The organism is Desulfosediminicola ganghwensis (assembly GCF_005116675.2).
Taxonomy (GTDB): Bacteria; Desulfobacterota; Desulfobulbia; order Desulfobulbales; family Desulfocapsaceae; genus Desulfopila; species Desulfopila ganghwensis.
In genome coordinates this window covers 3,623,267-3,644,725 of the sequence record NZ_CP050699.1, presented here as the reverse complement: position 1 = coordinate 3,644,725, position 21,459 = coordinate 3,623,267, and the positions used below count along the sequence as shown (strand labels likewise).

The window sequence follows — 21,459 nt, the reverse complement described above, 5'->3', positions numbered from 1 at the left end:
GTTTTAACCCTTGTCAACCTTATCGTTGTTGGGCGGGGTCTTTTCGGTTTTTGCATTATTGGCAGGATCCTGGTTATTTTCATCATCTGGCGCAGCGACAGGCTGTACCACTTCTGTCATGTCATCAGCAGAGAGGTCAACGGTTTCACCCTCTTTGAGATTATCCATAGGGACATCGGCAGGATCAAAACCAGCCTTGGTGAGTTCTTCATAGGCTCGTTTGGCTTGGTCAACATCTGGATTGACCCCCTGGGCGGGAAAGAGATCTGATGTACCTTTTTCCGGATGATCGAGCATATGGCTTTTGAATTCTTTAGCAGCATCCTCCAGATCAGGTTTTATGTCGTCGAGCGGGTTGCCCTGTTCGTTGAGTTGTTCTTTCAAGCCATCGGCCGTTTTTTTCAACTCCATGATGCCCTTGGCAACAGACCGAGCTAAATCGGGGAGTTTGTCTGGGCCAACAACGATAAGTGCAATAGCCAGAATGAGAATCATTTCCGGCAAGCCAATACCAAACATAGGTGAAGCCTCACTGTATTAAGGTTTTTCAGCGGTGAAGCAGAAAAACGGATTATTGCGAAATTCTAGAGCAGTAAGTCTGTTATTTGTCCGAAAACTTTGGAACCTTCCCGGCCCTGTTTGACGACCTGCCTGAACATGCTTATTCCTGTACGGTTATGATTAACAACCGGACCAACTTTACGGCATTTGCAGACAGGTGTCAATGTTCGGGGAAAACGATTCCACAGCTCTTGTTTGACCGTTAATTGTGCAATATGATGGAGTTGCATCGTAAAAAGCAGCTATCTGATATATGTAGCAATTAAATCTCAGTAATTGACTTTGTCGATTGAGTTAGCTATACTTCGTGGTTTGTCTAATGCAGACCTGGAGTTTTTGCCTGTCCGGCATTTCCTGTTCTGCCAACCAGTCATGTGCTGCAGTATAAATACCAGGAGAATATAGATGTCCAGTGTCGTAGTTGTCGGGTCACAATGGGGTGACGAAGGCAAGGGGAAAATCGTCGACTTGCTCACGCAATATTCTGATTATATCGTTCGCTTTCAAGGCGGTAACAATGCCGGTCACACCCTAGTTGTAGACGGTAAGCAATTTATCTTTCATATTATTCCATCCGGAATCCTCTATGAAGATAAAATGTGCATGATCGGAAATGGTGTCATCATCGATCCAGGTGTACTTCTCAAAGAAATGGATCAGTTGAAAGAGCAGGGCCTTGGTGTTAATCCGAAGCGTCTCATGATTAGTGAGAATGCGCATCTGATAATGCCGTACCACTCACGCCTCGACCAGGCGAAGGAAGCCGCGCTTTCCGATGGCAAGAAGATCGGTACCACAGGTCGTGGAATTGGCCCATGTTATATGGACAAGGTTGGCAGGGTCGGTATCAAGGCGGGAGATCTTCTGGATGAAAAACTTTTTTCTGAAAAGCTCAAGACCGCACTCGATGAGAAAAATTTTCTGCTGACCAAAAAATATAACGCTGACCCAGTCGAATTCGATCAGGTGTACGGCGAGTTCATGCAGCATATTGAAAAGCTGCGTGATTTCATAGGCAATGTTTCCATAGAGCTTGATGATGCACGCAAAGTTGGGAAAAATATCCTGTTTGAAGGCGCTCAGGGCACCCAGCTCGATATTGATCATGGTACGTATCCTTTCGTGACATCCTCCAATACTATCGCTGGCAATGCTTGTAATGGCACTGGTTTTGGCCCAGCACATATTGACGCGGTTGTGGGTATCATGAAAGCCTACACCACCCGTGTCGGAGCCGGCCCATTCCCGACTGAGCTTTTTGATGATGCAGGTGAGCAGTTGCAGCAAAAGGGACATGAGTTTGGTGCGACTACCGGTCGCCGCCGAAGATGTGGATGGCTTGACGGGATTGTGGCTAAAGATGCAGTTCGTCTGAACGGCATTACCGGCTTTGCAATTACCAAGTTAGATGTTCTGAGCGGACACAAGAATATCAAGATGGCGAATGCCTATGAACTCAACGGTAAGACCGTTCATGCAATGCCTTCCAATATTAATGCGGCGGCAGCGGTGAAGCCTGTCTATGAAGACTTGCCGGGCTGGAGTGAGGAAATTGCAGGAGTTCGCAATTTTGATGATCTGCCAACAGCGGCCAAAGACTACATTAAGCGTATCGAGGACTTTACTGAAGTTAAAGCTCAGATCGTATCAGTTGGCCCGGACAGGAATGAAACCCTGCTCCTGGAAAACCCGTTTGAAAAAAAAGTAAGCTAAATTCTGTAAGTACGTAATCTGTTTTAGTTAGCAGGTCGTCCGACCTGAAGCGCAGGATTACACGTACACAACGAGGAACATAAATATGGCAAGAATTACCGTTGAAGATTGTCTTGATGTTGTAGGCGATGACAACAGGTTCAATCTGATCCATCTGGCTGTGAAGCGCGTAAAGCAACACAGGCAGGGGGAACCTTTTGTGGTTGATGGCAAAAACAAGGAGATCGTTATGACTCTGCGTGAGATTGCCTCTGGCAAAGTAACTATGGAGAATATTGACGATCTGCCTGAGCAGCTGGATGCCGATGATGTTGACGCGGCCGAATTTTCCGAATCTGCAAAAACTGCCGCGTAAGTAATAGGTTATTCAGAAACAATGAGAGAAGATTATTACGATATTTTAACTGTTTCCCGTTCAGCATCAGGCTCCGAGATTAAGAAAGCGTACCGCAAGCTGGCGATGAAGTATCATCCGGACAGAAATCCGGATGATAAGGAGGCAGAAGCAAAATTCAAGGAGTGCACAGAGGCCTATGAGGTTCTCAGTGACGAAAAGAAACGGCAGATTTATGACACTTATGGGCATGATGGTCTGAAAAATAGTGGCTATAGCGGACCAGGCAACTTCGAAGATGTTTTCTCGAGCTTTGGGGATATCTTTGGTGATCTGTTTGGCTTTGGTGGTAGTCGTTCGCGCACTCGCAGGGATGGACCCAGTCCCGGTAATGATCTTCGTTATGACGTGAATATAAGCTTCATGGAGGCAATTCACGGAGCTTCAAAAGAGGTTGAGCTAAGTCGTCGTGATACCTGCTGGACATGTGAAGGTACTGGTAGTCGTCCTGGCCATCCCAAGAAAACATGCCCGATGTGTGAAGGTCGTGGTCAGGTAATCCGCTCTCAGGGATTTTTTCAGGTGAGTTCTACCTGCCCGCAGTGCCATGGTGAGGGGGAGATTATTACAGACCCCTGTGCCGATTGCGATGGTTCCGGCCTTGTTCATAAAAGCAAACTTGTCGCAATTAAGATTCCTGCCGGTGTTGACAACGGTGCTCGCATGCGTTTGCGCGGTGAGGGCGAAGGTGGGCGCCGAGGTGGTCCGGCGGGTGATCTCTATGTGATTGTCCATGTTGAAGAACATGAGTTCTTTATGCGTGAGGGTGACACTATTTTTGCCAGAATGCCGGTTTCCATGGTGGATGCCGCACTCGGTGCGAAAGTCGAAGTGCCTACTGTACATGGTAAAAAGACAATAGAAATCCCTGCAGGCAGCCAATCCGGAGAGCGATTTACCCTCAAAAATGAAGGTGTACCGAGACTACGGGGCAGTGGCAAGGGCAACATGATTATCGAATTGCAGGTTATGACCCCTACCAATCTCTGCGATGAACAGATCAAGGTGTTGAAAGAGTTTGAAACTCTGTGCCAGGAACATGGGCAGGAGGAGGAGCGTGAAGGCTTCTTTGCCAGACTTTTTAACGAAGTAGTGGGTAAAAATCACAAGGGATAAGTATCAATGGCAGCAGAAGGGAATAAAGATTTTACGCACTTCGACAGTGATGGCAATGCTATAATGGTTGATGTGAGCAAAAAGAATGAAACTACCCGCGTCGCTCACGCAGCTGGAAAAATAACCATGAGCAAAGAGGCATTCACCAAAGTCAAAAGCGGAAAAATGGCTAAGGGTGATGTTTTGGGCATTGCCAGGGTGGCCGGAATAATGGCTGCTAAAAAAACAGATGCGCTTATTCCTTTATGTCACCCGCTACTTATTAGTAAGGTCAACGTTGACTTTTCTTTTCAAGACGAAGATAATCTGGTAGAAATTTTTGCCACAGTTGGAATAACTGGTAAAACCGGAGTTGAGATGGAGGCGTTGACCGCTGTATCAGTCGCGGCTCTGACAATTTACGATATGTGCAAGGCTGTTGATAAATCAATGGTGATAAGTGATATCCGATTGTTGACAAAAACAGGTGGAAAAAGCGGCACATATACTCGCGAAGAAATATCAGACTGAAATTTCACTTGCACGTTGTTTCAGTTCTACAGGAGGCTTGATGGAAAAAGCATTAGTCGAGCAGTTCAGGCAGAGTCTTACTGATAAGAGGCAAGAGATCCTGGATGAGGTTGGCAAGACCTTGAACGAGATGACGGATCAGACCACTAATATTCCTGACCCGAATGATCGCGCCACGGTTGAATCAGGTCGTAGCTTCGAATTACGTATTCGTGATCGCGAACGCAAGTTGCTTTCGAAAATCGATGAAGCGTTGCTTCGTATTGAAGAAGGCACCTTTGGTATTTGTGAAGATTGCGGAGAGGAAATTGGTTTGAAGCGGCTTGAAGCCAGACCTGTAACCACGCTCTGTATTGATTGTAAAACTCTACAGGAAACACGAGAGAAATCTAAAGGGCAATAACCTGAGATGCCGGAGCTGCGAAAAGATCCTGTTCTCGGCCGATGGATTATAATTTCTCAAGAAAGGCGAAAACGGCCGACTGACTTCCTGATTGAAAAACCTCAGACAAGCGGTGGGTTCTGTCCGCTATGTCCAGGGAATGAAAACACCACTCCGTCTGAAGTTCTGGCTTACAGATCCGGCGAGAATCAACAGAAAAACGGGCCGGATTGGTTGGTTCGTGTTGTTCCGAACAAATATCCGGCGCTTGTCATAGAAGGCGGGTTGGATAAGGCCGGTGAAGGGCTATATGATCGGATGAACGGCATAGGTGCTCATGAAGTAGTAATAGAGAGCCCTAACCACGACGATTGTTTCGCCACTCTTCCTGCCGAGCGTATGTTGTATGTGTTACTGGCTTTCAAGGAGCGTATCAACGATCTCGGGAGGGACCCAAGGTTCAAATATGTCATGATATTTAAAAATCATGGCAAGGCAGCTGGTGCTTCCCTTGAGCACTCTCACTCGCAACTTGTTGCTCTGCCGATTCTTCCACGCATGATAGTTTCTGAACTATCGGGTGCGCTCTCTTATTTCAAATACAAAGAGCGCTGTATTTTCTGTGATATCATCAGACAGGAAATTCAACAGGATATTCGCATTGTTTGCCAGAATGAACACTTCATTACGCTGACTCCATTCGCGCCGAGAACTCCATTTGAAATGTGGATTCTGCCCAAAGAGCACACTTCAGATTTCTGCATTGAAGAAAGAAGCAAACTCTTCTCGCTTGCGCAGATTTTTTCAGATTCCTTACTCAGGCTTGATAGATGCATTCCTGACGTACCCTATAATTTTGTACTTCATTCAGAGCCATTGCAGACCAAAGGGCTTGACCATTATCACTATCACTTTGAAATAGTCCCTAAGCTAACCTCAATCGCTGGTTTTGAATGGGGGTCTGGGTTTTATATTAACCCCATGTCCCCCGAAGAGGCAGCCGATTATTTACGTCAAGCATAGTAAATTATCATAACGGAGGTTTGAGTGAAAAAGATACTGCTAGTAGATGATGAAGAAAGTATACAACTGCTGTATCATGAGGAATTCGAAGAAGAAGGTTACCGGGTTATTTCAGCAATGAATGGCGAGGAGGCGTTGGAAAAATTCAATAACGACCCCCCTGATCTGGTAATTCTCGATATTCAGATGCCAGGAATGAATGGAATTGAAGTGCTTAGGCAGATGAAAATGATAAATGAGGATATTCCTGTAATTTTGAGTTCAGCCTATCATGAGTATAAGCAGGATCTGAGCAGTTGGGCATCGGATGAATATGTGGTTAAATCTGCTGATCTTGACGAGCTGAAAAAGGCTGTACGAAAATTCATAGGATAATTAGAGCGGTCCGATCTGCACTATTTAACTCTGGCCGTTGAAATTCTTTACGGTGTTTTGCTGTTAAAGTAATACCCCGGCATTGACTGAGTACATGAACGAAATACCATGAAAGATATTCAAAGCCAGGTTGATCATCGACGGATAAATATAAAAAAGGTCGGTGTTAAGACAGTTTCCTACCCTGTTACAGTTCTCGATAAGGCCAAAAGCCATCAGCAAACAATAGCGACAGTAAACATGTACGTGAACCTGCCGCATTGTTTCAAAGGTACGCACATGAGCAGGTTTGTCGAGATACTCAATCAATACCACGGGGCTATTGATCTTCGTAACTTTCATCAGATTTTGGAAGAGATGAAACATCGCCTGGAAGCCCAGGCATCACATATGGAGATTGAGTTCCCGTTTTTTTTGACAAACGGTAAATCAAAAGAATCACTCAATACCAGGAAGTATCAGTGTATGATGTGCGGTTCCTTTGATCAGGAGCAGGAACTTGAATTTCGAATTACAGTCCCCATAGCTTTGCCGATGAGCAAGGAGTACGTTCAAAATTCATTGCCAAGGTCGACCGGGAATTGGGGGAACGCCGAGATTGCCGTTCGATTCAATACTTTTATGTGGATCGAGGATCTTATCAACGAGATTGAGAGTTGTATAGCTCGAGAAATCGAGGCAGTTGCCGAGGCGAGCCAGAATATTTTATCAGTAGAAGCGGTTACCCGTGGAATTGGTACTTGCCTGAACACGCTCAAAGGGATAAAAAGTTATGCTGTACGAGTAGAAAACCTTTCTGATGACTACTCAACCTTTGCCATGCTTGAGTCCTGATAGCATTTTGCAAGGCGCAAGGTACGGCTCAATCATTTCTTACTAAACACAGACAATATATAAGCTATGCGTGATCTACTTTACGAGATTGGAACAGAGGAACTGCCCGCATCTTTTGTGCAACCTGCATTAAAACAGATGCAGGAGAAGTTTGAAAAGAAAGCTGAAGAGTTGAAAATTCAGCATGGGGCAATCATCGTAAAAGGTACGCCACGACGCCTTGCTTTGATTGTAGAAGGCATAGCGGACAAGCAGGAAGATATTCGAGAAGAGTTGCTGGGACCATCAGTGAAGGCCGGTAAGGATTCTGAAGGTAAATTCACTAAGGCTGCCGAAGGATTTGCCCGATCCAGGGGTGGTAGTGTTGATGATCTGAAAGAAGTGGATACTGCCAAAGGGCCCTATCTGATGCTGGTCCGCGAGATTGTAGGCAGGGAGACTCGAGAGCTTTTACCTGAAATGCTCAAGGATATCCTGATTGAACTGTCGTTCGCCAAATCCATGCGTTGGGGAGCAAACAGGCATGCCTTTGCTCGTCCTATCCAGTGGCTGATAGCGGTTCTAGGTGATGATATTCTCGATTTCGAACATGAAGGGATTACCACCTCAAACGTTACCCGTGGACACCGTTTCCTGGCCAATAGCGAATTCACTGTACAAAACAGTGGCGTGTATGAAGAGATTCTCGACAGCAATCATGTTGTCGCAGATATTGCCAGGCGTCGCGAAATGGTTGTAGAAGAGATCAATAAGGCTGTTGCCGAGTCCGGTCTTCTGCAGGATGCCAAGGTGGCAGTAGATGAAGATCTTGTTGATCTGGTTAACAACCTCGTCGAGAAGCCTTTTGGCGTTTGTGGAAATTTTGATGAAAAGTTTCTCAAACTCCCGGAAGAAGTCCTGATAACCTCAATGCGTGAGCACCAGAAGTACTTTCCTGTGGTTAACAGTGAAGGGAAATTGCTGCCTGGTTTCGTGGCAGTAAATAACACAAAAGTTAAAGATCAGGATGTAACCAGAAAAGGTCATCAGCGTGTATTACGGGCAAGGCTTGAAGATGCACTTTTTTTCTTTAATGGTGACTGTGCAGGCAGCATGGAGGAAAAGAGAAAGCGTCTGGATGGCATTATTTTCCAGGCAAAGCTGGGCACAATGCTCGATAAGAGTGAGCGACTGGTTAAACTATCCAGAATTCTTGCAGAAAAAATTTCTCCCGAAAAAGCCGATCTGGCCAGCAGGGCCGCACATCTGTGTAAAGCTGATCTCATTTCTGACATGGTTGGCGAGTTCCCTTCCTTACAGGGTGTGATGGGATATGCTTACGCCAGGAATGAAAACGAAGCGGAAGAGGTGGCAGTAGCTATCAAAGAACACTACATGCCTAAACGCTCCGGTGCTGAATTGCCAGCAAGCGAAGTTGGAGCGATCGTCGCCCTGGCTGACAGGTTTGATACTTTGGCTGGATGCTTTGGTATCGGTCAGAAAGTAACCGGTACCGCGGACCCATTTGGATTGAGGAGACTCTCCCTTGCGGTGCTCGCAATTTTAATTGATGGCCGATGGGATATATCGATCAAGGAAATTGTCACTAAGGCGTTAGCGCTTTATGGCGATAAAGTCGATGGCAGCAGTGTAACTGTTGAAACAGTACTTTCCTTTATCAGAGGAAGATTCGCCAATGACTGTGTAGCCAAGGGGATTGATGCAGGGGTGGTAGAGGCCGTAACCTCTGTTTCCTTTGACAATGTTACTGACGCCCTTACCAGAATCGAGGCTCTTAGAACTATTCGTGATGAAGAAGCATTTACTGTGCTCGCAGCATCGTACAAGCGAATCAGAAATATTATCAAGCAGAATGAGAACATCGAATTGGATGAGGCTCTTTTTACCGAGAGCGCAGAAAAGGTACTCTATGCCTCATACCAGGAAGTAAAAGCTGAGATGGCAGATCTGCTTGGGAAAGGTGACTATGTTGCAGGTCTCCAGGCTATGCTGAAACTCAAGCAACCGGTTGACAGCTTTTTCGATGAGGTCATGGTTATGGCAGAAGATGAAGCGGTACGTACCAATCGGCTTAACCTGCTTACCGCTATTGGCGAACTTATTCTGCAGGTTGGAGATATTTCCAAGATCCAGGAATAAGATGATCTGAAGTGGGGCTGTAGCCATGTTGCCGCAGCCCATATGAGATTATTGCTGAGAAACACAAAAAGGCTGGCAATCCGATTTCGGATTGCCAGCCTTTTTTGATTTTATGCAATATAGCCGGTTATCTTATTACTTTTTGTGGCAGGTAGAGCACTTCTTGAGATCTTTTTTGGCCTCATCTTTTTCGGCAACTTCCTTGTGACAGGCAAGGCAGTTTGCGTGGAAAGCGCCTTTGAGAGTGTCAAGTTTATCTTTGCCCTTAGTCTTCCCTGCGAGAACGTCAGAATTATGGCATTCAGCACATTTCTGGATAGCCTGCCCCTCCTCGTAGGCAACCTGCGCACCATCATCACCCATTCCGTGATGGCATTCAGCACAGGCAAGGCCAGCATCCTGATGAGCCTTGTGTGGGAAATAAGCTGGCTTTGGCTTTTTCGCGTCAGGGTTCTCGATAGTAATTTCGGCCGGCCCCATGTCAGCAGCATTTAATGTGGCAATACCGCAGAAGATGAGTGCCGAAGTAGCTATAGCTACGAGTACCTTTTTAACCATGGTCTTTTCCTCTTTATTCAGGTTAATGGTGCAGGTTTGAGGTTAATACAAAGCTGATTTTTCCTACTTATACAGCGATTGCTTAAATTTGTCAAACAGCATAAATACCTAAAATTATTAGTCAGAATAGTACCACAATGTGCAGTAGTCTTAGTTTGAGCCATAACTATGTAAGCCTGACAATAAGAAGTTTACACCATAATAGGTAAAGAGAACAGAGATGAAACCAAGCAGCGATAACCAGGCAATTCTTTTGCCGCTCCAGCCACGGGTATAGCGGACGTGAAGGGTAACAGCATAAACAAACCAGGTTATTAATGACCAGGTCTCTTTAGGATCCCAACTCCAGTAGGTACCCCAGGCGGAATTAGCCCAGATTGCACCGGTAATGATCCCTGCAGTCAGCCAGATAAAACCAAATATCATGCTTTTATAGGTGATGTCGTCTATCACCTTGAGCGTCGGAATAGAGTCAAGCACTGATCCGGGACGAATATTGTCGCCGACTGTACTTTTGACCAGGTACATCAGGCTTAGCCCTGCGGCAACGGCAAAAGCGGCATAACCGATAAAGCAGGTAACAACATGCGCAATAAGCCAGTTTGACTGCAAAGCCGGGAGTAGTGGCGTGATAGCCTTGTTAACTGAAGAAAAAGAGGCGTACGCCATTGCGAGAAAAGCAAATGGTATTGCAAAGGCTCCAATTACCCTGGTTTTAATTTTCCATTCAAGAAAAAGGTAGAAGGCGACGATTGCCCAGGCAAAAAAGACTACAGATTCATACATGTTGGTCAATGGGGCTCGCCCAATTCCCAATTCGTACGATTCATACCACCTCAAGCCTATACCGATGGTTTGGATGATAAGGGCGGCAAGGGTGAAAAATGTCGCAGCTTTACCAACCTGACGCTCGGCTTTAAAGACCAGAATACCGACGTAAAGAAGACTTGAAAACAGGTAGGTGAAGGTTGTGATACCAATTAATTGTGAACTGTCCATTCGTAAGGCTCCGTATATTTTCCTTTGCCAGTGCATGACTGGCTAACAGGTCAGAACTCAGGCTCGGCCTGGTAGTGTCTCTAAGTGACTGGCTATTATGCGAGTTTATCTGTGAGCTTATCAGTGAGCGTTGTGAAATTTTTTTCAAAACCTTCTTTGTTCTTGTTCGCTGAGCCGGCAACCAATACTTCGCGTCCCTGTCCGGTAACAATCCAGACTCGTTTATGTGACGTGAAGAATGAAAAGTACAACCCTGCCAGCATCATGAAAAATCCGAGATACACCAGCCAGACGCCCGGGTCTTTGGCGACTTGAAGCCCGGTGGCGTACATCTGCTTTGCCTGGAGGCTATAGGGTGCTCCAGATACTGAAGCGACTTCCTGAATGCCATTATCATCAACCCAGAATTCGACAGGTTCGGAGTTGCCTTCTTTGAACCAGATTTTGATGCGTGTTACGTGGTCTCGAAAGGCTTCGGCATTTACAACACCAAATACTATGTCTTTATCTTTCCATTCAACCTGCTCCTGGAACGGTGCAATGAAGGTATGCACAGTCCCGTCCGCGGGATCAGTGAGTTTGAATACGAAATCCTTATAACCTTCGTAACTTGCCTGGTAGAAGGTGATGCCATTATGTTTAAGCGGCGTATTTACGGCGATCTCAGTGGAAAAAGGGGCTTTGCCGTCTTCCAGCACTGTGAGGCCGGAAACATATTTTTTCGCCATCCCATTGTCATAGAAGTCGATAGTGAAAAAATCGCATCGCAGTTCAAAGCCGAGATCAATGGGTGATCTGTGGCCGGCAGCGTAAACTTTGTCTGTAACTCTCGTCTCAGGAAGAAATACGCTGGCTTTAAAGCCGAAGAAGTGACCGATCATAGCGCCGATGAAGATGACAAGCATTGAAGTGTGAACGAGATAAACACCCATTCTTGACCAGTTCCCTTTTTGTCCGGCTATAACCGTGCCATCATCGGAAGTTTTGGTGGTGAGTTTCCACCCTTCATTTTTCAGGACAGTTTTCACTTCATCAGGTGAAAGCTTTTCTCTTGCGGGGATACGATGGCTCAAGGCCATTTTTTCAATCTTGGCAATGGCGATGCCAGACTGATCTGTTGTCATCTGTTTCCAGGCAGTAGGGAATCTATCGATAGAACAGATGATAATATTGGCGCTCAATAACCCCAGCAGACCAAGAAACCACCATGAACCATACATATCATGAAGATCAAGAACCTTGATGACCTGGGCGGCAGTGTCACCATATTGCTGCGCATACAAACCAAATTTCTGGTTCTGTGGTATTACAGTTCCAATGATGGCTGTAATAGATATGGCACTGAGGGTGAAAAGGGCGAGTTTTACCGAAGCAAAAAAGCTCCAGACTGAATTTTTGTCTTTCATGCACTATCCGTTAATGAGAATAATTGTTAATAATGCTTTTTTAGCTACCATGCAAAACTTAGAAATGCAATGGAAAAAATCTATACATTTCAAGGCACATCTCTTACATAGCTATCGGTTCGTCGGAGAAAGTCATGTAAGGTTAAATGGCGCATTATAGACGTAACTTCAGGATAGTCAATAACCTGAATATTATTAGTCTGCTGAAGGAAATAGACCCGCAAATCCTCAATATGATCAAGGTAAGGATAGGCCGATATATAGACAACAATTTCGAACAATTAGTAAATTATCTAATGTTAAGCAGTATGATTTGGTTGGTACCCAAAAGTCGCGTGTATTTCAATAATGACGCATACATGGTTCAGGCTATGTCTATGTGTCTAGAGCCTAAGGTAGGACAATGTATTGTTTGGACTAGGTTTGATAAATGACTGTTTCCCTGCTAAACAATATGAGATCGAGTATATCATGGAATATGAAAACAAGCCAAATCATCATGCTGAATTATTGACAAAAAAACATGGGCTTATTATCGGTCAGGTCATGTGGTAAGTAAAAGAAAGGTAGCAAGGGACCGGTTTGGCCACTAAGGCGGAAGTTGTGCCAGTGCCAATTGTGATTACATTCTGGGTCTGCAATATACTATAGACAGATCTCGTCAGGAGCTCCGACCATCTGACCGCCACTGGCAAAGATGCCAGCTGAATGTTACTATTTCATAAACTGGATGCAAGGTGACCGAATATCTCAGGCCCTATGGCTCATGCGAAAATTTGATAAAGCGAAAGTAATTTGCTGGAAAGAATCGTTAATCGGGTGTTGTTAAAAATTCGTAAGCCAAATTCTGAATTCGAAAAAATATATTGTTAGCAGAAAAGACACGTATAACTAAGGAAATGAGCGTCTCATGCAAGCGTAGCAGAGGCAGGGGACGATGATAAATCGTAGTTTTGGAACAAAACATCTTGCTATCGCTTACGAAAGATTGTAATAAAGGACGTTCTTGATTTCATTTGTCGCACACATTTTCTAATTCTTCTCCACCTTTCGTATTTGGGGGACTGAGGAGAAAAAAGGTATATAAGGAGAATTGCAATGGCCAAAGTATGTGAAGTTTGTGGAAAAGGACCAGTAACCGGTAACAATGTATCACACGCCCATAACAAGACCAGAAGGCGTTGGTTGCCTAATCTTAAGCAGGTCCGTATGGTAACTGCTAACGGTGGTGTTAAGCGCGCTCGTGTTTGTACCCGTTGTATTCGTTCAGGGTCTGTTGTAAAACCAGCCTGATTCGAAACCATACATAATAATTAAGGCGAGTGGAGCTTATCCTACTCGCCTTTTTCCGTTTGAGGTGATGATATGGGTGAAGATAAAATTACCTTCCTCAGCTATGAACAGGCAGTCAACATTGTAGGTGCCATTCAGGAGGAAGAGGATATCGAGCAGACAAATCGCCGTATCCTGACAGTTTACTCAACTGACGATAGAGAACTCTGTTGGTTTGACTTCGAAGAAACGGTAAATGCCGTTGGAGAAGTAGCCAAAGGGGAGCAGAAAGAAGCTGTACAGAATTATATCCTGAATCATATACCAGACTGGGTGCTGGAAGACTGATTTACAGGGAATACATTATCTAAAGGCCATATGAAATAACTATTTCATATGGCCTTTTTTGTTGTGTGTCTGATTCTGCTGTGCGGAAAGCATCAAGTAATCCGGGCCTAGTCACTGCCAAGCCAGGTGCTGAGTAATTCAGTAGAGAGTGAGCAGAAGTCAGCCGGCGTGAACGGGTGGCGTTTACGAGCCTCAACCCCTCTATATATAACGGATACCGGGCGATCTGAGGAGACGACTATTACAATGCTATTATTTCTAATAGCAGTAAACCTGAGCGCAGAGTTGTAGCGGGCGCCGCGGGCTCTATCCTCTCCAGGGATGCTCAAGCCGTCGAGAAGGCAGGCGAAGGCATGGAGATACTGATCAGCACGTATATGCAGGGCTCCATCAGTGCGGGAAAGGCCTGCAGCGAGGGCAAGGCTCTCTGGCTGTTGAAGATCAATTGGTGGCGTGAGAAGTTGCCCTGATATTCCTGTGTAGTCATCTTCCAAATCGACCACAAGCGTACAGCCAAAACCGTTGGTTTCGGCATTGTGGACCAGAGCCGAGACAACCTGGAACAGGCTGTTTCTGACACTGGTGTCAAGATCGTAGTCGAGCAGGATTTCCTCGACTTCGAAAAGCTTAGCTCGATGAGTGGTGGAGTTGAAGCTGCCATCTTCAAAGCTGCAAACAAGGTCGTCATTGAGCCGCAGATAACCAAGTTTTCCCTGAAAATCGGCAACAAGACAGAATTCAGGTAGATGCTGATCACAAACCCCAAGAATTCTGGTGCCATTAGAGACTAACTTGTTGTTACTGTGCTCAACAGAGAGCAGCAATTTGCGAATATGCTTATGATGGTTTAATTGTGGTTGCTGCTCCGAGCTGAATTCGGCAATCATGTTCAACTGGTGCAGGAGTCGTGGTTCCACGAAGATAAGTTCTCCATGTGGCACAGCTCCTTCTTCCGGCGTTTTTGAGATGCCGAGTACAGATTCTAGTGCCTGATAGATCCGCACGTGGGTATCTATCCCAAGTCTCAGATTTACCTGATCGACAATGTAATCTCTCACCGCGTGAGTGGTGTATTCTCTGAGAAAACTGCCTGAAATTCCAGTATATAGGCGGCTCTCGTTCGCCATATCATGAGAGAAGCGCAGAACGGTGTGCTCGAGCCATCGCTCTGTCGGGCCGATGGAGCACATGTTTGGATGGTGTTCGGTGAACCAGACCTGATAGTATACAGCACCCGAGCAGCCTCCATAACTGATAAGGCCGTCAAGTTGCAGGTTTTCAACTGGTGCTATGCGGTTGTAGAGTTTGCGGTCGTAGCGTTGGCAATCTTCGTCCCTCCAACTCTGATTATCTATATATAAATCTTTGAGTTTGGGCTCATACCCTCGAAGTAAATTCTGTGGATCGCAGATAAGCAGGGGATCCCCAGGATTAAGACAGAAAATGACAGCACTGCGACTGTTTCCGGAAAAGCGGGAAAGCCCCTCTCGCAGGCCAGCCAGGGTGTCTAAAATGCAGCGTCCTATAAATGATTGACTATGGTGCTTTGTTTTCATTAAATCACGTGAGAATGCAGGACATTTTATCAAAAATCTATTTTAGCTTATTGAATTAATAGCATCTTACCATACGGTACCGAAATTGCAGATGAAAATAGGAAGTGATAGGGAAAATTATAGAATTGTCTGATCATCAGCAATTGTCTTGCCAAATTTTGTGAAGGGAGGGTGAAAAGGTAGAAGGGATGAAACATGAAATCCGATTTGCGTTACGTATCTTTTAGCGTAGTAACATCAGTCACATAATCTACTATGATTACCCACAGGCTTCAGCTTGAAGAGGTGAGGGGTGGTTGATTCAGCTCATAGCCCTCCTGAAATCGAATCATTATAACAAGTTGCTGGGAAAACATTCTTAGGTTCAGGCTGTGCTCTTCCCTAACTGCTCACCCTCACGCTTCGATTCGTGCGGTTGAGCTTTGGGTGTAATCAGGTATGTCTATATTATAACATTTTGAAATATGGACTTTAGTTGAAAAAACCAGACGCAACCACAAGATGGTTGCGTCTGGTTTGCAGGTGAGACGGCTGAAACTATAGAGAAAATATAACGATTATATTTTAGCGATAGACAACCGGATGGTGGTGATATCGTGCTTTGTGAGGTCTGTCATAGCATGTAGTGGTTACCACTCGTTTTTTATGGCCATGTTTGTTTTTTACTTTCACCACCTTGGTGCAATTCTTATATTTCGGAGGTGCATAATGGGGACGATGATGCTTTGCTTTGTGTTTATATCTCGGTGGTGGATAATAGACATGTTTTACAGGAGGCCTACGGTGCGCATATTGTGTTTTCCCATGATCAAGGCTACTGCCTATTACCAGGCCTGTTATGCTGCCAACAACTGTGCCGGCGATAGTTGATTCTGTATCCCGACCTATAGCCTGGCCAAGTACTGCACCACTGCCAGCGCCGATGAGCATACCGTTTAATGCTTTTTCACCTGCCTGGGCTGAATTGAGACCAAGGCCGCTTATTACGATTGCCAATATTGCTATTCGAGTCCTTTTCATGATGTGCCTCCTGGTTGTAATTGAACTGATTGCATTAAGGTTAATGATAGTGTCTTGATTCTTAATGAAATTTGTAAAGCTTGCTGCATCCCTTCTGGGTATGGGTTATTTATATTTTCATTTTGTTCAGAGAGATAGCTGACATCTGGTCAAACGGGGTTACTTTTACCTCGGTTCAGGGGTACATGCAGGGGCATGTCGGGTCCGATGCTAGCTGTTATGTGACGTAAATACAGTAGTATAAGTTGATCTTTGTGTCTTTGGAGGAGTTGGTCGAATGTCGGGTAAAACCATTGCTGGAGAAAAGGTCAGGATATTGATCAGTGCTTGTCTGACCGGTGAAAAGGTTCGCTATGATGGTTCTGATGTGGAGGTGGATCAGGCTCTACTGGAAAAAATATCAGATCAAAGTGTAATGATTCCCTGTTGTCCTGAAATGGCAGGTGGATTGCCCGTGCCGAGATCGCCAGCGGAAATCAGAACGGACGGTGAGGAGACAGGAGGTAAAGCAGTACTTGCAGGAATCGCCCGGGTTAAGACAGCTCAAGATGTTGATGTTACTGAGGAGTTCAGCAAGGGAGCTGAACTGGCCCTGCAAGTATGTGAGGAAAACGGGGTGCAGGTGGCTATTTTAACTGAAAGGAGTCCATCATGTGGGGTTACCATGATCTACGATGGTACATTCAGTGGTGCAAAAATATCTGGAGTGGGTGTAACGACAGCCTTACTGAAGGAAAACGGTGTTCAGGTCTTCAGTCAGAATCAACTTGAGGACGTTTTGAAACATCTGACAGGACTTTGAGATCAGAATAGGAGCACCAGGCCGGCAATCCATGCCATCTGTTTTTCCTTATCCTGCTGTTCTTCAGCGAAAAGGTTGTTTGACCAGCCTGCTTCTTTCATAAGTTCGCCTACATTTACACCATACCCGGACATGGACGGCCGTGCCTGGTCGGGGAAACGGCATGTAGCTTCCCCGGAGAGTACCGCACAACTGTCATAATCATCGCAGAAGCTTCTTTTGCAGGAACCACCGGCAAATCCCTGAGCATTGTCAAAGCCCTTTCGTTTCGCTTCAAGTTCCACTGCAGCAGTTAATGAGTGCAGGAGTCGCATGGATTCCGGTCGATCGTTTCCGTGTAGTGAGTCTCCATCCAGCTCTATACGCAAAACTATAGCATGGCGACTTTGGGCAAGCAGTTTCTTGAAACCTGCGGGCCCGGAGACATGGGGTGGGCAACTCATGGATTGGCCAAAATACGGACACTTGGGTTCTCTGCAGTATGCGGCTAATCGAGATTCGACCAGAACAGACTGAGGAGAGATTCGTGCGGCACGGGTGACACCAATGCTTTCTGCGTAAGCAATTAATTCGGAGATTGCACCAGCTTCCTTCGGGGTATGGCTACTCATGAGATATTAGTGAAAATGTAAGTGATTAAGGTCTGACCTTCATGTAGATAATCCCTGGAACTTCCAGGCTGGTTTCGCGCGTACAACATTGTAAATGTGCCTAAGATTACAGCTTTTTGAATTGAAATGCACCACCATTGAAAGAGCCAGGGCAAATGATTGCGTCGCCGACGAAAAATGTGACATAAAAACCGCAAAAACGGGTTCTTATGCGACAAAGCTATTGGGAATTACAGAGAGTTAATTGTGCAACACTTCTCTGGCCTGGGTGATGAAATGCTTTGAATAGCACTGCATGGTTTCTGATTTCAAAGTCCAGCTATGCCAGAAGAGATTTACATCGACGTAATTTTCGGGGCTGAGATTGACAATTTTACCAGAAGATTCCAAGGGCTTGCTTTGCTGTTCCGGCAACACTCCCCAACACAATCCATCTGTAACGAAGAGCGCATAAATCTCAGTGGAGGGAACAAAGAACACCGGTGGTCGTGTCAGTCCTGAATGATCGGCGATTGATTTTGGTAACTCACCAAAAATTTCAGTAAGAATTTTTCTACTCAATTCATCTTTCCGGTTAAAACGTACCAGTGGAGCATTCTGGAAGACATCAAGGTTTATGCCTGAAGAGAACCATTTCTCTTTAAAAATCGGCGCTGCATAAATCCCATAACGAACTGCACCGAGAAATTCGGCGGTGCAACCTTGTTGAGGTGTCGGGCGGGTGCTGATACAACCCCAAACCTTGCCATCTTTTAAAAGTTCATGGGTCATATCCTGATCGTCAACCTGCAGATCAAGCACAATATTGTACTGATGAAGCAGTCTCTGGACTGAAGAAAAGAACCATGTTTCCAGGGTGTCTGCGTTCACCCCTATGGAAAGGGAGTGGAATGTGTTCTCATCACCGGAATTTTGCTGATCAAGATCACGTTCCAGCTGTTTTACTTTTTTATAGTGAATTAAGAGCTGAAGACCTGAGTCGGTGGACTGTGGCGGGGTTGTCCGTTTCAGCAGTATCGTCCCATAAAGGTCTTCGAGTTGTCGAACCCGTTGAGAAACAGCCGATTGCGTTAAACAAAGCTTTCGAGCAGCTTTTTCAAACCCGCCTTCCAAAATGACCATGGCAAATGCTTCTAGTAGCTTGTAATCGAGCATGAGTATTAGGGGTGCTAATGGATGATAAAATTATTTAATTTTCCTTCTTTGTATTAGTAGCGTACTCTGTGAATCATTTCAAATAAAGGAGTAGGTCATGAATGTGTTTTTACAGGGTATGGCAACTGGTGCAGGTCTAATCATCGCCATCGGGGCCCAGAATGCTTTTGTGTTGACCCAAGGAGTACGTAAGCAGCATAACTGGGCTGTGGCAACTATTTGCAGCTTTTGCGATGCATTTTTCATCTTTTTAGGTGCAGCGGGAGTAGGGACTCTAGTAGTGCAAAATCCGGTTATACGAAATGTTGCAGGATGTGGTGGAGCACTATTCCTTGTATATTATGGTTATTGTTCGCTGCGCTCAGCGATTGCAGGCAACAGACTTGAGAAGGCAAATGATATCTACAGTTCCAGGTGGGCCGTGATATTGGCAACATTTTCAGTTACTTTGTTAAACCCTCATATGTACTTGGATACAGTTGTTCTTCTTGGAGGGATAAGTGGGCAGTTTGGTGCTGAGGGGCGGTACGTCTTTGCTGCGGGGGCGTGCCTGGCCTCCTTTATCTGGTTTTACACCTTAAGCCTTGGAGGTGTTTTGCTCTCGCCAATCTTAAATGGAAAAACAGCCTGGAGAATATTGGATGGTTTGATCTGCATTACCATGTGGACTATAGCATTTCATCTTGTGCCGATACGTTCCCTCACAGCAGGATAGTAACAGGCCGTGAGGGTATGGTTGACGTTATCTTCCGACAGGCTTTTCGTGCATGGTGCCGTCTGCCATTCTATAGCGAATGGAGCCGCGAACTGAGCCTGCCGCTGGAGGCTGAATCTTCATCACGACTTCTATTTTGCCTGGCGATACTCCCTTGAAGAGCCATTTGACAACACCATTATTCTGAGAAATCTTTATGGCCTTTGGAGAGGTTGACAGGACCCGTGTGCCTGGCGGCAGGTGCTGTTGCAGTATCAGATTTTGGGGGGCCGGGGAACTGACTGAGAGTTGAAGGCGGATCGTATTCCCTGAGGAACTTAGATATTTTCCGATTACCGGCTCCTTGGCCATCGCCTCAATAGAAGAAAGCAACAACAGGGTGAATAATGTAATGATTATTCGATAAATACAGGAATGGTTTGTTTTAATTGTACACATTTATTATTGAATGCCTCCGCTTGCTATCGGTTGCCTGTTGAACTTCTACGGGAGTATTTGGTAGGTTTGAGTATCTGGGTTCCAGGTATATCCGGAGCCAAGCCAGATCTCTTCAATAAGATCGAGGTCGATACCGTGTACTTCCACTTCGCCGTACTGGTCATATACGGTCAGGATCTCTGAATCGCTTATTACCCGATCGCGGTTGCTGTCGGCCCAGTGGTAATCACTTACGATGATCGTGTCGCTCCCCAGGATGGAATAAGAAGCTCCGGATTGTTTGTTGATGGCGATGCCTCCTGAAAACTCATCAGCTTCGATGGTTGTATCTTTCATTATGGCGGTATATGTGAAGATGTGTTTGCCGTGACCTTTCTGGAGCCACTTGAGAGTGTTCACCTTTTTACCGGAACTAGACAGTGCCGGTGCGGCCTGAATAGCTTCAAAGCCGTCGGGTAGCTGCTCCTTTACTATAAAGGCAAGAGGCTCGTCTGATTGGACGTTTACCTCAATGCTGACAGGGAATACCTGACCCGGGGTGCAATGAGCGGGTAAGTTTCTCTTGGCCGTTACAGCAACTGAGGGTGAATCCTCCATGTTGAAGTAAACCCAGCCTACCAGACAAATAAGCGCAGCAATGGTCGAGGAGAGCAGAAGTATCGGCCAGCGAACGTACACACCCTGTTTGACTGTCTCGGTCCTTCGCTCTTTTTCATGCTGGAAATTCACACTGTGTTGTTGTGATTCCGCTTCCTCGCCATTCGGTACCGGTTCGGGCGGTGTTTCCAGTATCTCCTCAAGAGCTACTTCAAGAGCTTCGGCGAGTTTAAGGGCGTTCTCTCTCTTTATCGTGGGGTATCGTCTATTTTCCCATCTGGAAATGGTATCGGTGGTGACTTGCACGGCGGTTGCTACATACAACTGGGTGAGAGATTTCTGCTCACGGAGTTGTCTCGCTTTGCTGCCATCAATTTTTACCATCGCCATGACACCCTGATGCTGTGTTTCGGTCATAGTTTAATTCTGGGTTAGAGTCGAGTTGAGTATTTCCTACAGGAATATACCAACTCGACTTATCGGTTGGAAGCCAAGAGTTTTCAAATAGATATAATATCCATGAAATTAGGCATATATACTTGGAGATATACCTTCATGTCGGGTCATGTCGGGCCTGATGCCTGCAGAAACCAGCCTATGTCGGCTGACTAAATATGTCATGGCGATTACGCTTCATTCATATCGAAAACAGTAGAGGATGTATAAATAACGCTACAAAAGAGTAAAGTGAACGCTATATAGAGGAGGCGGAGATGAAAGGTGCAGCCGTGATATCAGCTTTGATGGCAGTTTTTGTTCTGGGTGCAGAGAACAGTGTGGGCGCAACCGCTAAGTGCGTAGTCGTTGAAAAAAAAGGCACAGTGCTGGTGATGGATTGTGGTGCGCGTTCTCAAGGCTTTCCCGAGAAGGGAAGGGTGAAGATTAAGACAGATCGTGATAAGGAGTAAGCTGCAACCGAAAAGGGTAATATGTTG

Annotated in this window: 24 protein-coding genes; 14 read left to right on the top strand and 10 right to left on the bottom strand. The window is 45.6% G+C overall.

The window, feature by feature from the left end; genetic code table 11:
• Nucleotides 1–3 precede the first annotated feature (3 nt).
• Nucleotides 4–519 (bottom strand): twin-arginine translocase TatA/TatE family subunit, encoded by a 516-nt coding sequence (locus FCL45_RS15530; RefSeq protein ID WP_136796619.1) that lies wholly within the window; start codon nt 517–519, stop codon nt 4–6.
• A gap of 447 nt (nt 520–966) precedes the next feature.
• On the opposite strand from FCL45_RS15530, the gene FCL45_RS15525 reads away from it, so the two are divergent.
• The 9 genes from FCL45_RS15525 (at nt 967) to glyS (ending at nt 9,047) form a co-directional block, all read left to right on the top strand.
• Nucleotides 967–2,274, top strand: a complete 1,308-nt coding sequence (locus FCL45_RS15525; RefSeq protein WP_136796620.1) for an adenylosuccinate synthase — start codon at nt 967–969, stop codon at nt 2,272–2,274.
• Nucleotides 2,275–2,359: 85 nt separating this feature from the next.
• A complete protein-coding gene (gene rpoZ, locus FCL45_RS15520) occupies nt 2,360–2,629 on the top strand; it encodes a DNA-directed RNA polymerase subunit omega (RefSeq protein ID WP_136796621.1) in 270 nt (89 codons plus the stop codon).
• 21 nt (nt 2,630–2,650) lie between these two features.
• Entirely contained in the window at nt 2,651–3,784 is a 1,134-nt protein-coding gene (gene dnaJ / locus FCL45_RS15515; RefSeq protein ID WP_136796622.1) for a molecular chaperone DnaJ, read from the top strand.
• Between the two features lie 6 nt (nt 3,785–3,790).
• Nucleotides 3,791–4,294 (top strand): cyclic pyranopterin monophosphate synthase MoaC, encoded by a 504-nt coding sequence (gene moaC, locus FCL45_RS15510; protein WP_136796623.1) that lies wholly within the window; start codon nt 3,791–3,793, stop codon nt 4,292–4,294.
• Nucleotides 4,295–4,334: 40 nt separating this feature from the next.
• Nucleotides 4,335–4,697, top strand: coding sequence for an RNA polymerase-binding protein DksA (dksA, locus tag FCL45_RS15505; protein ID WP_136796624.1), 363 nt, complete (start codon nt 4,335–4,337; stop codon nt 4,695–4,697).
• A gap of 6 nt (nt 4,698–4,703) precedes the next feature.
• A complete protein-coding gene (gene galT, locus FCL45_RS15500) occupies nt 4,704–5,699 on the top strand; it encodes a galactose-1-phosphate uridylyltransferase (protein WP_136796625.1) in 996 nt (331 codons plus the stop codon).
• Nucleotides 5,700–5,723: 24 nt separating this feature from the next.
• Nucleotides 5,724–6,074, top strand: a complete 351-nt coding sequence (locus FCL45_RS15495) for a response regulator (protein ID WP_136796626.1) — start codon at nt 5,724–5,726, stop codon at nt 6,072–6,074.
• Between the two features lie 108 nt (nt 6,075–6,182).
• The gene (locus FCL45_RS15490) at nt 6,183–6,908 is read left to right on the top strand and encodes a GTP cyclohydrolase I FolE2 (RefSeq protein WP_136796627.1); all 726 of its coding nucleotides are present in this window, start codon (nt 6,183–6,185) and stop codon (nt 6,906–6,908) included.
• A gap of 66 nt (nt 6,909–6,974) precedes the next feature.
• Nucleotides 6,975–9,047 carry a glycine--tRNA ligase subunit beta gene (gene glyS, locus FCL45_RS15485; protein ID WP_136796628.1) on the top strand — a complete coding sequence of 691 codons (2,073 nt, stop codon included), beginning with the start codon at nt 6,975–6,977 and terminating at the stop codon, nt 9,045–9,047.
• A gap of 135 nt (nt 9,048–9,182) precedes the next feature.
• Here the strand turns inward: glyS and FCL45_RS15480 are convergent, their stop codons facing one another.
• The 3 genes from FCL45_RS15480 to resB all read right to left on the bottom strand — a co-directional run bounded on the left by FCL45_RS15480 (nt 9,183) and on the right by resB (nt 12,010).
• Nucleotides 9,183–9,605, bottom strand: a complete 423-nt coding sequence (locus tag FCL45_RS15480) for a cytochrome c3 family protein (protein ID WP_136796629.1) — start codon at nt 9,603–9,605, stop codon at nt 9,183–9,185.
• Nucleotides 9,606–9,755: 150 nt separating this feature from the next.
• Nucleotides 9,756–10,604 (bottom strand): c-type cytochrome biogenesis protein CcsB, encoded by an 849-nt coding sequence (gene ccsB, locus FCL45_RS15475; protein WP_136796630.1) that lies wholly within the window; start codon nt 10,602–10,604, stop codon nt 9,756–9,758.
• A 95-nt stretch (nt 10,605–10,699) separates the two neighbouring features.
• Nucleotides 10,700–12,010: a cytochrome c biogenesis protein ResB gene (resB, locus tag FCL45_RS15470; protein ID WP_136796631.1), complete on the bottom strand. Its 1,311-nt coding sequence runs from the start codon at nt 12,008–12,010 to the stop codon at nt 10,700–10,702.
• A 1,098-nt stretch (nt 12,011–13,108) separates the two neighbouring features.
• Between resB and rpmB the strand changes: the two genes are divergently transcribed.
• Complete coding sequence (gene rpmB / locus FCL45_RS15465) at nt 13,109–13,303, top strand: 50S ribosomal protein L28 (protein WP_136796632.1); 195 nt, start codon at nt 13,109–13,111, stop codon at nt 13,301–13,303.
• A gap of 72 nt (nt 13,304–13,375) precedes the next feature.
• Nucleotides 13,376–13,630: a hypothetical protein gene (locus FCL45_RS15460; RefSeq protein WP_136796633.1), complete on the top strand. Its 255-nt coding sequence runs from the start codon at nt 13,376–13,378 to the stop codon at nt 13,628–13,630.
• A gap of 107 nt (nt 13,631–13,737) precedes the next feature.
• Here the strand turns inward: FCL45_RS15460 and FCL45_RS15455 are convergent, their stop codons facing one another.
• Together FCL45_RS15455 and FCL45_RS15450 are read right to left on the bottom strand one after the other, a co-directional pair.
• Complete coding sequence (locus FCL45_RS15455) at nt 13,738–15,186, bottom strand: DNA integrity scanning protein DisA nucleotide-binding domain protein (protein WP_136796634.1); 1,449 nt, start codon at nt 15,184–15,186, stop codon at nt 13,738–13,740.
• Between the two features lie 564 nt (nt 15,187–15,750).
• A complete protein-coding gene (locus FCL45_RS15450; RefSeq protein WP_136796635.1) occupies nt 15,751–16,206 on the bottom strand; it encodes a glycine zipper family protein in 456 nt (151 codons plus the stop codon).
• A 277-nt stretch (nt 16,207–16,483) separates the two neighbouring features.
• Between FCL45_RS15450 and FCL45_RS15445 the strand changes: the two genes are divergently transcribed.
• Nucleotides 16,484–17,008, top strand: coding sequence for a 2-thiouracil desulfurase family protein (locus tag FCL45_RS15445; protein WP_136796636.1), 525 nt, complete (start codon nt 16,484–16,486; stop codon nt 17,006–17,008).
• A 2-nt stretch (nt 17,009–17,010) separates the two neighbouring features.
• On the opposite strand, the gene FCL45_RS15440 is transcribed toward FCL45_RS15445, so the two are convergent.
• Together FCL45_RS15440 and FCL45_RS15435 are read right to left on the bottom strand one after the other, a co-directional pair.
• A complete protein-coding gene (locus FCL45_RS15440) occupies nt 17,011–17,619 on the bottom strand; it encodes a DUF2284 domain-containing protein (RefSeq protein ID WP_136796637.1) in 609 nt (202 codons plus the stop codon).
• 240 nt (nt 17,620–17,859) lie between these two features.
• Entirely contained in the window at nt 17,860–18,774 is a 915-nt protein-coding gene (locus tag FCL45_RS15435) for a LysR family transcriptional regulator ArgP (RefSeq protein WP_136796638.1), read from the bottom strand.
• Between the two features lie 97 nt (nt 18,775–18,871).
• Between FCL45_RS15435 and FCL45_RS15430 the strand changes: the two genes are divergently transcribed.
• On the top strand, nt 18,872–19,489 hold the full coding sequence (locus FCL45_RS15430) for a LysE/ArgO family amino acid transporter (RefSeq protein ID WP_136796639.1): 618 nt from the start codon (nt 18,872–18,874) through the stop codon (nt 19,487–19,489).
• Nucleotides 19,490–19,516: 27 nt separating this feature from the next.
• Here the strand turns inward: FCL45_RS15430 and FCL45_RS15425 are convergent, their stop codons facing one another.
• Both FCL45_RS15425 and FCL45_RS15420 read right to left on the bottom strand, forming a co-directional pair.
• Nucleotides 19,517–19,927, bottom strand: a complete 411-nt coding sequence (locus FCL45_RS15425) for a hypothetical protein (protein WP_136796640.1) — start codon at nt 19,925–19,927, stop codon at nt 19,517–19,519.
• Nucleotides 19,928–19,972: 45 nt separating this feature from the next.
• Nucleotides 19,973–20,941, bottom strand: a complete 969-nt coding sequence (locus FCL45_RS15420) for a helix-turn-helix transcriptional regulator (protein WP_136796641.1) — start codon at nt 20,939–20,941, stop codon at nt 19,973–19,975.
• Nucleotides 20,942–21,237: 296 nt separating this feature from the next.
• On the opposite strand from FCL45_RS15420, the gene FCL45_RS15415 reads away from it, so the two are divergent.
• Complete coding sequence (locus tag FCL45_RS15415) at nt 21,238–21,432, top strand: hypothetical protein (protein ID WP_136796642.1); 195 nt, start codon at nt 21,238–21,240, stop codon at nt 21,430–21,432.
• Nucleotides 21,433–21,459: the final 27 nt, after the last annotated feature.